Genomic DNA, 12900 nt, shown 5'->3' on the forward strand with positions numbered 1-12900 from the left:
CTATGCGACACTTCATGCCAAATTCCAGTGACCTGAACGGCGGTGCTTCGAGTCAGCGGCCCGTTAACACGGTGCCTTCGGTAATGGACAACGATCCTAACGCCGATGAGGAAATTATCAATCAACAGACTGGTGAGGACTATCCAAAACCTGTTGAAACCGATCAGGCTACGTCAGAAACCACTCAGTCGGCGAAAATTGCTCCTGATGATTTAGCGGACTCTATTGCTTATGCGCTGGATGGAAGTGGCCCCGGCCCGACTGGAGCTAAGCCCAATGTTTCAGGCCATGACGTTATTACGGAAGGGAGCGCAGGAACAGGACCTGACGAAGAAAAGGCCCTTTTTGAAAACTAAATCACTGGCTTACTCGTCAACCACAATGCCTTCTTCGTCCAGGTAGCGGGCAATGTTGAATGTATGCCCGTCCATCAATTCGATGTCGGTATCCCATTCGCGTACCTGCCAGTCACGATTTGGCTCCATTACGATGACGGTTTTCGTGCCAATCATAATCCAGGTGATACGTTCTACGCCAAAGTCGAGTAGTTTTTTTGACTTCTTATAGATGTAGCCAAATTCTGTCAACTCAGAAACATCCGCTTCGGTGTCGATTTCAATCGCAATTTTGGGTGGTACATTAGGGTACTTTTTATTGACTTTATCGGCTGTCAATACAGTTTAGTCGTAGATGGCAATGTCGTTCGATAGGTTATTTCCGGTATCGATATGACTACCAATTTCGTTGGTATAAACCCGATATTTTTTGCGATCAATAAATGGATAGATAATTGACAGCAAATAGCTGACTAATTCAGCCTGAAGGGAGCTGCAACCTGTAATGTCCTCCAAGGTTTTGGTTTTGTTGAGTACAGACTGGTAGCCCCGATAATAAATGGGCTTCCCGTCCATAACCTCATAGACCAGATAATCTGGTATTTTCCGTTTCCGTTTTGGAGTAGTTTTGGTTGTAACAGGCGTTGGAATACGTTAAGTAGCTTTTCTCAACTACACAAAAAACGCAAACGTACTACACAACTTCCTTGTATTGCATTCGGTACAGGTTGGCATAAAAACCTTCGTGCTGGAGCAACTCTTCGTGATTACCCTGTTCAACAATCCGACCTTTATCGACAACGATAATGTTGTTGGCCTTCTGGATGGTCGACAGGCGGTGGGCAATGACGATGGCGGTTCGGCCCTTCATCAGTTTGCTAATTGCATTCTGAATCATTTCTTCGGTTTCGGTGTCGACCGACGAGGTGGCTTCATCAAGAACAATAATTCTGGGGTCTTGCACCATGGCGCGCACAAACGAAATCAATTGCCGCTGACCAACCGAAAGCGTTGAGCCGCGTTCCATCACATTGTACTGATACCCGCCCGGCAGTCGTTCGATGAATTCATGAACCCCAACCAGTTTGGCCGCTTCCACTATTTTTTCGTGGCTGATCGATTTATCGCCCAGCGTGATGTTGTTTTCGATGGTATCGGAAAACAGGAAGACATCCTGTAATACGACCCCAATATTCCGGCGAAGATGACCAAGTTCGTAGCTATGAACATCAATGCCATCAACGGTGATCTCGCCCTTGTTTATGTCGTAAAAGCGACTGAGCAGGTTAATGATGGACGACTTACCGGCACCGGTTGCACCAACAAAAGCAACCGTTTCGCCCGCTTTAACCCGGAAAGAAATGTCGCGCAACACCCAGTCCTCGTTGTTGTAAGCGAACCAGACGTTTCTGAATTCAACATCCCCCCGAATCGTGTCAGGTGCATACGTACCGTCGTTCGCCGTAAACTCGTCGCTATCCAGCAGTTTCAGAATCCGGTCGGTGCTGACGATACCCATCTGAAGTGTGTTGAAACGGTCGGCCAACATGCGGATAGGGCGGAAAAACAGGTTGATGAACATTACAAAGGCCGTGACGGTGCCAAACGTAACATCGGAATGGATAATCTGCGTAGCCCCGTACCAAACCACCAGCCCAACCGCTACCGCCGAGATAATATCGGCAACGGGGTAATAGATTGAGTAGTACAGGATTGATCGGATATTGGCATTCCGGTGTTCGGCATTGATGGCGCGAAACTTTTCGGCTTCAATTTTTTCGCTACCGAAAATCTGAACGATGTTCATCCCTGTAATGTGCTCCTGAACAAATGAGTTCAGGTTAGCCACCGCCGTACGTACTTCATTGAACGACTTTTTGATCTTTTCCTTAAAAACGTAGGTACTGAACAACATCAGCGGGATAGTTGACAGACTAATAGCTGCCAGCCGCCAATCTGTATAGAACATGACGCCAATTATGAGGATCAACTGTAATATGTCGCCCGCAATGGCGGCCATGCCTTCGCTAAACACATCGGCCAGGGTTTCAACGTCCGAAATAGCGCGGGTGACGAGTCGGCCAATGGGAGTGTTGTCGAAGAACTTCAGGCGGAGATGAAGGATTTTTCGGTAAAGCTGCGTCCGAATATCCCGAATCACATATTGCCCCAGCCAGCCCGACAGATACGTATTGGAGAACTGCACAATAGCCTGCATAATCAATACGCCAATCATCACGAAAAGCATCTGATTGAGTCGGTGGTAGTTGCCAACAGCAATGATATTGTCGATTGTATAGCGGATCAGCAACGGAATCAGCGGAGACAGACAAGCTGCCGTCATAATGATGCCAATCAGAAAGTAAAATCGAGCTTGATACGGCTTAACAAATGCGTACAAACGTCGGAGAATAACCCAGTCGAAAATCCGACCGCTCTTTTGTTCTTCGTTCACAGGAAAATGAAAAAGGCGAGTTTAAAAGAAGTAACAGGAATTTCTGGATGAACGTTTCCCAAATTGAATCCTAAAAGCAGGAATCAGTAAAACCAGGACACTCCATCGCTTTACGGTACTAAACCAGAAGCTCTCTTATCATGAACCGCCGACGATTTGTTCAGAATACCGCTGTGGCCGGATTGGCGACACAGATTTTGCCATTTCCTATTTTTGGCCGTAATGCACCCAGCGAGAAAATTAACATTGGCCTGATTGGTGTCCACTCGCGGGGGAGCTGGCTGGCGGGTATTTTTTCAAAATTGCCGGGTGCCGAAGTGGGCTATATCTGCGATGTCGAAGATGGTGCCATCGCCAATGGATTGAAAGCCGTTGAAAAAGCGGGTCAGACCCGTAAGCCTACGGTGATTAAAGACCTTCGAAAATTACTGGAACAGAAAGATCTGGATGCCGTAGCCATTGCTGCGCCCGATCATTGGCATGCTCCGGCGGGTATTCTGGCCTGTTCGGCAGGGAAGCATGTGTACGTCGAAAAACCATGTGGACATAACCCGCAGGAAGGGGAGTGGCTCCTCGAAGCAGCCCGTAACCATAATCGGATCGTGCAGATGGGTAGCCAGCGTCGGTCGTGGCCAACGCTCCAACAGGCTGCCCAAGATATTCGTGATGGCGCCATCGGACGACCTTATTTTGCCCGCGCCTGGTATTACAACAACCGGAAACCCATCGGGAAAGGGAAAGTGATTCAAGTGCCATCGACTCTCAACTGGGATTTATGGCAGGGGCCAGCTCCCCGAAAAGACTATCAGGATAATCTCGTTCATTACAACTGGCACTGGTTCTGGAACTGGGGAACGGGCGAAGCCTGCAATAACGGTACCCACGAAATTGATTGCTGTCGATGGTTGATGGGCCTGGACTTCCCAACAAAAGTAACCTCGGCGGGTGGGCGATATGCCTATACAGGCGATGATTGGCAAACGCCGGATACCCAGCTGGCCACGTTTGAGTTTGGCGATAAAGCCACCATTACCTGGGAAGGGCTAAGTTGTCAGGCATTTGGCCCCGAAAAAAGCGGTCGAGGGTTTACCATCTACGGCGATAAAGGCGTATTGTCGGCTCCAGAAAGTGGGCCAGATTATCAGATACTGGATTTGGCGGGTAAAGTGGTGAAAGATGTAAAAGGGGATGCGCCGACGAGCGGTTCATCGACCAATGCAGTGAGCCCCGGTGGGGAGCGGCTGGATGCCTATCATCTGGACAATTTCCTGGAAAGTATCCGGGGTAAAGCCAAGCCTAATGCCGATATTGCGCAGGGACATAAATCTGTGTTGCTGTGTCACTTAGCCAATATTGCCCAGCGTACAGGAAGCATTATCCATACTGACCCGACCAACGGCCATATTCTGCACGATAAAGAAGCTCAGAAATTATGGGGCCGCGAATACGAGAAAGGGTGGAAACCGATAGTATAAATTTGTGGTCAGGGGTAGTCAAGAATGGTCAGGTATGGCTTTACAAATCCTGATCACACTTGACAACGCCTGACAACATCTGACCATTCCTGACTACCCCTGACCAGTTAATTCAATGAATCGACGGACCTTTGCCCAGTTAGCGGCTGCTTTCCCAATTAGTCTACCCTTTGATCGCTTCACTAAACGCACTCATTCATCAGAAGTCAGCGCTACCGACGACCGTACTTATTGGCTGCAAACCCTGTTGAAAGTGGCGGAACCGGTACTGTCAGCTTTGGCGCAGAATCGACTAAAAGCGATAATGCCTGTCGAATCGGCACCGGGGCAGGAAGAAGGACGGAAGGCCGTATCACATCTGGAAGCGCTCGGGCGAACTCTAACCGGACTGGCTCCGTGGCTGGAACTAGATGCCGATGATTCAGCGGAAGGTAAGCTTCGGCTACGCTATCTGGAACTGGCCAAAAAAGCCATTGCCAACGGGGTTAATCCTCAATCGCCCGATTACCTCAATTTTACCAAAGGCGGTCAACCTCTGGTGGATGCGGCATTTCTGGCCCACGGACTCGTGCGTTCTCCGAAACTTTGGAAGGCATTAAGTGCCGATGAACAGGCCAATGTTATAAAGGCGTTACAAGCCAGTCGGGTTATTAAGCCGGGGTATAACAACTGGTTACTGTTCAGCGCAATGGTCGAAGCCGCTCTGTTGAAATACACCGGTTCGGGCGATGAATTGCGGATGGATTATGCCATTCGGCAGCATCAGGCCTGGTACAAAGGCGATGGAACCTACGGCGATGGGCCTGATTTTCACTGGGATTATTACAACAGCTATGTAATACAGCCCATGTTGCTCGACGCCGTACAGGTACTTGTTAACGCCGGTAAAGCAGAGAAGCCGCTGTATGAATCGCTACTGGTCAGAGCGCAACGATACGCTATCGTGCAGGAGCGACTCATTGCCTCCGATGGTTCGTTTGCTGCGTTTGGCCGTTCGCTGGCCTATCGATGTGGCGCTTTTCAGTTGCTGGCCCAGATTGCCTTGCAGAAAAATTTACCGTCCGAACTGACACCTGCGCAAGTACGTTCGGCGCTGACGGCAGTCATTAAACGGACCATGGATGCGCCCAACACCTTCGACGCCAAAGGATGGTTGCAAATTGGCCTCTGCGGACATCAGCCAGGTATCGGTGAAACCTATATTTCAACGGGAAGCCTGTATCTCTGCTCAGTAGCGTTTTTACCACTGGGCTTACCGGCATCTGATTCCTTCTGGTCATCACCGTCAACAGACTGGACCGCCAAAAAGATATGGTCGGGCCAGGATGTTAAAACCGATCACGCTATTAAAGGGTAAACTGGGTTGGCTTTACGCAGAAAAAGGCTGTGCCACGGTTTCAAACCTTGGCACAGCCTTTTTCTGCGTAAAGTTCCGAATAAACTACTTCTGAGTGCGTAGGTGAGCATTTAGTCGTACGAAGGCGGCCAATACATCGCCCCCGTATGAATTGTCGTTGCGCAGTAAAAGCGTGATCAGAAAGAGCTTGTGGATAACTGGGTAGGAGATACTGTCTTCTAGTTTGAGATAATTGCCCTGGTTGTAATCGCGAAGCCAGGCATTCAGACGTTTGTAACGGGCCAGATGTCGTTTATCGGCCGTGTCACAGGTGAAAAATACAAGCCGAAAAGGGTCTTTTTTCGTAAAGCTCCGAACGATAGCCGTAAACGTTGCCCCAATTTTAGGATCGGTGTTGTACGGTGGACCTGACTTTTGCATGGTCAGAAAGACCTCGTACGTGCGTTCGGCAAATAGGAAATCGGAATCTTCGAAAAAAGGCTGTAACTCAAAGGCTACCGAATACCGTCGCCCATCGTCTGTAATGAAATAATAGGTCGTGTCGTCGCCCTGATAGAACGTATACTCACTAATTGACCGGTTTTCCATTCTGTAGTACTTCGTCTATTTTGCCTGATTCACAATCTTTCTGAAATTGTTCCTGCTTTTGTTTCTTTCGCTCCTGCCGTTTTAAGAACCAGAAAAGTGCCTGTTCGGGGGTAGTCCGCTTCTCGGGGGTTTCCATAGATGGTGGCTATTTTAACAAATGTATTATGTGTAGGCTTTATTGCAACAGGTGAATTAACAAATGGTTTATAAAAAAAAGCCGGAAAATGAATTTTTTCCGGCTTTTATAAGACTTTAGTATAACGGGTTAACGATTAGCTCACCGTGCCGCCATTCCAGACAGCTTCTCCCGGTGTAATAAGCGACAGTTTACCATCGCGGTCTTCGGCCATCAGGATCATTCCCTGCGACTCCAGCCCCATCATTTTACGGGGAACCAGATTGGCCAGAAATGTCACCTGCTTGCCAATGACTTCTTCCGGGGTAAAATGTTTGGCAATACCGCTCAGAATCTGGCGTCCGCCCAACCCATCATCAACTTTCAGTTTCAGCAGTTTATCGCTTTTGGGAACCCGCTCCGCTTCAGTGATGGTGCCAATTCGGATGTCCATTTTGGCAAAGTCATCGTACGTGATTTCGGACCGGAGCTGTGGGACTTCTTTTGTTGCTAATTCATTCATGCGTTTGGCATTCAGTAACTTTTGAATTTGTTTATTGATCTCGTCGTCTTCGATTTTGGCAAAGAGCAGATCGGCAGGGCCAGCCGGAGCCTGTCCGAGGGCATGCCCTTCAACCAGCAAATCAGCCCGTCCGGCATTTATCCAGGTAAAATCATCGGTAATAGCCAGTTGACTGCGAATTTTTTCAGCTGTAAATGGCAGAAACGGTTCACAAACAATACTCAGATTGGCGGTAATCTGAAGGGCAATGTTCAAAATGGTATGGGCACGCTGTTGGTCCGTTTTGATAGCTTTCCATGGTTCGGTTTCAGCCAGGTATTTATTACCTAACCGGGCCAAATCCATTAGGTATCCCAGCGCTTCCCGGAATCGGTAATTGCATATCGACTGGCCAATGCGATCCGGGAACTGAGCCAGTTCATCCAACACTTGCTGATCGTATTCTGTGAGAGAACCCAATACCGGCACACGTCCATCAGCCATTTTGTGCGTCAACACGACTGCCCGGTTCACGAAGTTGCCCAGAATACCAACCAGTTCGGAGTTGTTACGGGCCTGAAAATCTTTCCAGGTAAACTCACTGTCTTTGGTTTCGGGGGCATTGGCTGCCAGTACGTACCGAAGTACATCCTGCTTGCCTGGCAGCTCTTCCAGGTACTCGTGCAGCCACACGGCCCAGTTCCGCGATGTACTGATTTTGTCGCCTTCGAGGTTCATAAACTCGTTAGCCGGTACGTTGTCCGCCAGAATGTAGCTGCCCTCGGCCATCAGCATCGCCGGGAAAATGATGCAGTGGAATACAATGTTGTCCTTGCCGATGAAATGAACCAGTTTGGTGTCTTTGTCGCGCCAGTACAGTTCCCAGTCGCGACCCTGTTCGGTGGCCCATTCCTTCGTCATGGAAATGTAGCCGATGGGTGCATCGAACCACACATACAACACTTTTCCTTCCGAATCAGGAAGAGGGACTTTGATACCCCAGTCGAGATCACGGGTCATGGCGCGGGGACGCAATCCTTCTTTCAGCCACGACTGACATTGGCCGAATACATTGGTTTTCCACTCGGTATGGCTATTGACGTATTCCTCAATCGTCGGCTGCATCCGATCTAAAGGCAGAAACCAGTTTTTAGTGGCCTTTAAGATTGGCTTTGAGCCGGAAAGCATCGAGTGCGGTTCAATCAGTTCGGTAGGGCTGAGGGCTGTGCCGCAACGTTCGCACTGGTCGCCATAGGCATTGGGATTCCCGCAAACAGGACAAGTACCCACAATGTATCGGTCGGCCAGAAACTGCCCGGCAACTTCATCATAGTACTGTTCCGTTACTTCCTCATCAAAATCACCGTTGTTGTAAATATTCAGGAAGATTTCCTGCGAGGTTTCGTGATGAATCTGATTCGAAGTGCGCGAATAAATGTCGAACGAGATCCCAAAGTCCTCAAATGCTTTCTTGATCTGGACATAGTACTTGTCGACTACTTCCTGGGGCGTAATACCTTCTTTTTTCGCCTTAATAGTGATGGGGACGCCGTGTTCGTCGGTGCCGCTGATAAAGGCGACATCTTTCCCCGTTGAGCGTAAGTAGCGCACATAAATGTCGGCGGGCAGGTAGCAACCGGCAATATGACCGATATGAATCGGACCGTTGGCGTAAATCAGGGCCGCCGTAACGGTATAGCGTTGTGGATTTTCTAGCATTATAGAGTCGTCAGTCAATTGTCGTCAGTCAACAGTAGTTATCGACTATCGACTAATTTTCGCAAAATTAGCAATTCAGGTCCGAACGTTGTTATGTTTACACAATCAGTACAGCCGAACTATTATGGATAACAATACCCCTAATACGAATAATTTCCTCAACTGGGTCGAAATCAAAAACTTCAAGTCCATCAAAGATCTGCGGTTCGATTGCAAGCGGGTAAATGTTTTTATCGGTAAACCCAACGTAGGTAAGTCGAATATTTTGGAAGCGTTGGGGCTACTGGGTGCTAGCTATGATGATGAAAAATATTTGAATGGAGCTCTTCGCTATAATGAGATAAGGGATTTATTTAGAGATAATAATTCAGAGGAATCAATCGCGATACTCACAGATAAGATTAATGCTTTGCTTGATCGCTTTGATTTGGGGGAAAATACTACTGAAGATGGATATGATTTGAGGAGAGAGAGTGGAAATTCAAACTATAGGAGTTTCTATTTAAATAACAATGGTAGTGTTCGTACCTTGTCTGCAGGCATATTTAATAATCGTGGCGAAAGAGATCAATTTGAGACTTATCGAACTAGTCCAATAAAGAAGTATGATTTTAAGCAATTAGACAGTTTTAAAAGTACATTCAGCCAATACTTGCTTCCTCCTCATGGTGGTAATCTCTATGCTGTAATTAACCGAGATTCTGATTTATGGCAAGAATTTGCTTCGCTCTTTCAAGATCAGAATTTAGAGTTTGTATTATCAGACCATGACCAGAATTTTGTACTTCAAAAAAAAGAAGGCCCCCGTGTAAAACAATATCCTTACTTCTCCATTGCTGATACCTTCCGGCGGTTCATGTTTTACATTACCGCCATTGAATCCAATAAAAACTCAGTAATTGTTTTTGAAGAACCCGAAGTCCATTCGTTTCCGCCGTACACACAGGAAATGGCTTATCGAATGATTTATGATGAGGATAATCAGTATTTTATCTCAACCCATAGTCCCTATATGCTTCATCCGTTTATCGAAAAGATGGATTATAAAGACCTGAACGTCTTTATCACCTATTATAAAGATTACCAGACGTATGTGCGGCCATTGACAGAGGAGGAATTTACCGACATCCTGGATTATAGCACAAACGTTTTCTTCAACCTTAGAAGGTTTGAAACCAATGCCTGAGCGAATTCGACTGTATCCTGAATGCCATGCAGACACCACACTCATTAATTATTTTGTTCAGAATAGCCAACTGATTGAGCATTCCGCTGGTATAAATGAGGTGTCAAAGTCTCTGGAAAATGTAAAGTCTGACGCTACTCTTTTGTTGGGAATTGTGGACAATGACAAACATAAACCGAGATATTTGCGGGCGTTTGAGACGTTAGAAGAAGGTAACAAAGTCTGTTTAAAACAGAAACCTGGGTCAAATCAATACTTGATTATCATTGATAAAGCCATTGAAACTTTCCTGCTTTGGAATGCCGTTCAGGTAAAAATACGGGTAACTGATTATGGATTTAGTACTGATATTAAGCAATTGGGAGTAAAACTGAAAAGTCAAGCTATCGAAACAGATCCCAACTACCTCCAACTTCTTGCCGACCTTCACGCTCAAAAAGCACCCGGCTTTCTGACACTTGAACGCATCCTGAATGAATTCATCGTTACCTAATCCTGTCTTTGTTACCGGTGCCACCGGCTTTATTGGCTCGCACATTGTCCGGCGTTATCTGGCCGATGGGTATAAGGTTTCGGTCCTGTACCGACCATCGAGCGGGTATGGCATGCTGGCCGATGTCGCCGACCAACTTACCTGGCACGAAGGCGATGTGCTGGATATTCCGTCGCTTGAAGCGGCTATTCTGTCCGGGGTAGAATCCGGTGATTTAGATGTAATTCATGCGGCTGCCATTGTCTCCTTTGTTCCGAAAGATCGGGATCAGATGGAGCGTATTAATGTTGAGGGCACGGCCAACATCGTGAATGTCTGTCTGAAGGCAGGTGTGCGCAAACTGGGGTATGTAAGCTCGGTGGCCGCTATCGGACGGCCCATTACGCATAGTGACAATTCACAGGTTCCGTTATTGATTAATGAAAGCCAGAAATGGGAAGATTCGCCGAACAATTCAGTCTATGCTAAAACCAAATACCGAGCCGAACTGGAGGTTTGGCGGGGTGTTGCCGAAGGGCTAACGGCCGTTATGGTGAATCCGTCGGTCGTATTGGGAGCCGGTGACTGGAGCCGGAGTAGTTTGCAGCTCATCAAATACGTATATGACGAGAAACCGTTTTATCCGGCTGGTCTGGTAAATTACGTCGACGTGCTGGATGTGGCTAATTCGTTGGTCCAGTTGATGCAGTCTGATATAGCTGCCGAGCGTTTCATTCTCAATGCAGGCACCATTCCGTATCGTTCGTTGTTAGAACAGATAGCTGCCGTACTGGGTAAGCGTCCGCCAACCCTGCGAGTGCCACCCGCGTTGACCCGTGTGCTCTGGCCGTTAGAGGCTGTGCGGGCGTGGCTGACGGGAAAAAGCCCGTTGATTACACGCGAAACAGCACGGTCGGCGAGTTCGCATTACCAGTATGATGGACGGAAAATTGAGCAAGTGCTTCGTTTTCAATATAGACCATTAAGTGAGACGTTGAAGCGTGTGGCAGATGCTTTTAACACACCCTGAGTAGCTGCTAAATTTCTCTGCCAGGGGGTTGCAGTTTCGCTTTTTTGGATATATATTTCACTGCCAAAGGATAAATCGCACTGGTTGATGCGGCCCCTATCCTGATTTATGGTGTACGATTTACGAATTGTGATTTTATCATGATTTATACATCGCAACTCGTAAATCAAACCAGCACCGGCTGCCCGGTCGTAAATTATTTATACATGGAGCAAGAGTTCGAAGAACGAGAAGGCGATATAAAAGAATCTATCCGGCGTTTTGAGCAGATGCTGGACCAACAGCAAAGCCTGTTTTTCGATCTGGATGTCTATGAGCAAATGATTGAGCACTACCTCAATCAGGGCGATTTAGACAAGGCATTTAAAGCTGCCGAATCAGGTCTGGAGAACTTTCCCTATGCGCTGGAGTTGATGCTCGATAAAGCCCAGATTCTGGCTAATTACCAACGATTCGATGAATCGCTGGAGTTACTGGAACGGGCTTCGTTGTTTAATCCCGGCGACCTAGATGTGCCGTTCATGCAGGGCTCAGTCCTCAACATGGCGGGACGGTACGAAGAGTCGATCCAGGTACTGGAAGAACTACTCGACCGGGCTGAAGATAAGGACGACATCCTGTTTCAGTTGGGCCAGAGCTACCAGAACTGGGGGAAATACGACGAAGCCATCAAGCAGTACAAAAAGTCGATCGCCCTTAACATCAACAACGAAAACGCCCTCTACGAACTGGCCTTTTGCCTGGACGTGACCGGCGAACTGGAAAATAGCCTGAGCTATTATCAGCAATTGATCGACACTGATCCCTATTCGTACAATGCCTGGTATAATATGGGCATTGCCTACAGCAAACTGGGGCGTTATGTCGATGCGGCCGAAGCCTACGATTATGCCGTTCTGATCAAGGACGATTTTGCGTCGGCCCATTTCAATCTGGGTAATACGTACATGAATCTGGGCTTATTCGAAAAGGCTGAACACTGCTATCGGGAGACACTAAAATACGAAGAGCCAACGGCTGATACCTTCTGCCATCTGGGCGCCAGTCTGGAAAAACAGGATCGGTTGCCCGAAGCCATCAAGGAGTATCGGGAGGCCATAAAGCTCGATGCTATGTGGGATGAAGCCTGGTACGGTATCGGCGTTTGTCTGAGCGAATCGGGTAAGTGGTACGAAGCGTTGCCGTTCCTGCAAAAGGCGATTAAACTGAATGATCAGAACGGTGAGTATTACATTGCCGTGGCCGAGACCGAATACAAAGTTGGGAATGTGATTTCGAGCGTCGAAGCGTTTGAAAAAGCGGCCGAAGTCGATTCTGAAAATCCGGATGTTTATTTAACCTGGTCGCTGGTGCCGTTTGATCAGGGCGATTTCCTTCGGGCCAACGATATTATTCAGTCGGGCATCAACGACATGCCCACCGAGCCCGATCTGTATTACCGATCAGCGGTGTATCTGATTCATGCAGGCCATTATCGTGAAGCGCTTATTCAACTCGAAGCGGCCTTATCGCTCGACTACGACGGGCACGTTCAACTGTTTGAATTTTTCCCGGAACTGGAAAAGCAGAAAGCGTTGTACAAAATTATTCAGCAGTACAAAAAGGATTGATTTCATGATAGAACGCTGATTCTTATGATGGTTATGATCTGTATGAATCATAATCG

13 protein-coding genes are annotated in these 12900 nt (G+C 47.6%); 7 read left to right on the plus strand and 6 right to left on the minus strand.

Annotated elements, in window-relative coordinates; all coding sequences use genetic code 11:
• Positions 1-2 precede the first annotated feature (2 nt).
• Positions 3-356, plus strand: a complete 354-nt coding sequence (locus ACYVFD_RS26305; protein ID WP_461093493.1) for a hypothetical protein — start codon at positions 3-5, stop codon at positions 354-356.
• Between the two features lie 9 nt (positions 357-365).
• Here ACYVFD_RS26305 and ACYVFD_RS26310 read toward each other — a convergent pair whose 3' ends face one another.
• From ACYVFD_RS26310 to ACYVFD_RS26320, 3 genes are all read right to left on the minus strand, one after another.
• A complete protein-coding gene (locus tag ACYVFD_RS26310; RefSeq protein ID WP_461093494.1) occupies positions 366-674 on the minus strand; it encodes a hypothetical protein in 309 nt (102 codons plus the stop codon).
• Positions 675-680: 6 nt separating this feature from the next.
• On the minus strand, positions 681-911 hold the full coding sequence (locus ACYVFD_RS26315) for a hypothetical protein (RefSeq protein WP_461093495.1): 231 nt from the start codon (positions 909-911) through the stop codon (positions 681-683).
• A 118-nt stretch (positions 912-1029) separates the two neighbouring features.
• A complete protein-coding gene (locus ACYVFD_RS26320; protein ID WP_461093496.1) occupies positions 1030-2790 on the minus strand; it encodes an ABC transporter ATP-binding protein in 1761 nt (586 codons plus the stop codon).
• Positions 2791-2930: 140 nt separating this feature from the next.
• Here ACYVFD_RS26320 and ACYVFD_RS26325 point away from each other — a divergent pair, with 140 nt between their 5' ends.
• Both ACYVFD_RS26325 and ACYVFD_RS26330 read left to right on the plus strand, forming a co-directional pair.
• The gene (locus ACYVFD_RS26325) at positions 2931-4265 is read left to right on the plus strand and encodes a Gfo/Idh/MocA family protein (protein ID WP_461093497.1); all 1335 of its coding nucleotides are present in this window, start codon (positions 2931-2933) and stop codon (positions 4263-4265) included.
• 115 nt (positions 4266-4380) lie between these two features.
• Complete coding sequence (locus ACYVFD_RS26330; RefSeq protein ID WP_461093498.1) at positions 4381-5622, plus strand: DUF2264 domain-containing protein; 1242 nt, start codon at positions 4381-4383, stop codon at positions 5620-5622.
• An 84-nt stretch (positions 5623-5706) separates the two neighbouring features.
• On the opposite strand, the gene ACYVFD_RS26335 is transcribed toward ACYVFD_RS26330, so the two are convergent.
• From ACYVFD_RS26335 to metG, 3 genes are all read right to left on the minus strand, one after another.
• Entirely contained in the window at positions 5707-6210 is a 504-nt protein-coding gene (locus ACYVFD_RS26335; protein ID WP_461093499.1) for a DUF6169 family protein, read from the minus strand.
• Positions 6191-6346 (minus strand): hypothetical protein, encoded by a 156-nt coding sequence (locus tag ACYVFD_RS26340; RefSeq protein ID WP_461093500.1) that lies wholly within the window; start codon positions 6344-6346, stop codon positions 6191-6193. The genes ACYVFD_RS26335 and ACYVFD_RS26340 overlap by 20 nt, the downstream gene beginning before the upstream one ends.
• A 136-nt stretch (positions 6347-6482) precedes the next feature.
• Positions 6483-8546 carry a methionine--tRNA ligase gene (gene metG / locus ACYVFD_RS26345; RefSeq protein ID WP_461093501.1) on the minus strand — a complete coding sequence of 688 codons (2064 nt, stop codon included), beginning with the start codon at positions 8544-8546 and terminating at the stop codon, positions 6483-6485.
• Between the two features lie 124 nt (positions 8547-8670).
• Here metG and ACYVFD_RS26350 point away from each other — a divergent pair, with 124 nt between their 5' ends.
• From ACYVFD_RS26350 to ACYVFD_RS26365, 4 genes are all read left to right on the plus strand, one after another.
• Positions 8671-9732, plus strand: a complete 1062-nt coding sequence (locus ACYVFD_RS26350) for an AAA family ATPase (protein ID WP_461093503.1) — start codon at positions 8671-8673, stop codon at positions 9730-9732.
• Positions 9725-10225 carry a hypothetical protein gene (locus tag ACYVFD_RS26355; RefSeq protein ID WP_461093504.1) on the plus strand — a complete coding sequence of 167 codons (501 nt, stop codon included), beginning with the start codon at positions 9725-9727 and terminating at the stop codon, positions 10223-10225. Before ACYVFD_RS26350 ends, ACYVFD_RS26355 begins: the two co-directional genes overlap by 8 nt.
• Positions 10206-11234, plus strand: a complete 1029-nt coding sequence (locus ACYVFD_RS26360) for an NAD-dependent epimerase/dehydratase family protein (protein ID WP_461093505.1) — start codon at positions 10206-10208, stop codon at positions 11232-11234. The genes ACYVFD_RS26355 and ACYVFD_RS26360 overlap by 20 nt, the downstream gene beginning before the upstream one ends.
• A gap of 206 nt (positions 11235-11440) precedes the next feature.
• On the plus strand, positions 11441-12844 hold the full coding sequence (locus ACYVFD_RS26365) for a tetratricopeptide repeat protein (protein WP_461093675.1): 1404 nt from the start codon (positions 11441-11443) through the stop codon (positions 12842-12844).
• Positions 12845-12900: the final 56 nt, after the last annotated feature.

It is taken from the genome of Spirosoma gilvum, from assembly GCF_054776815.1.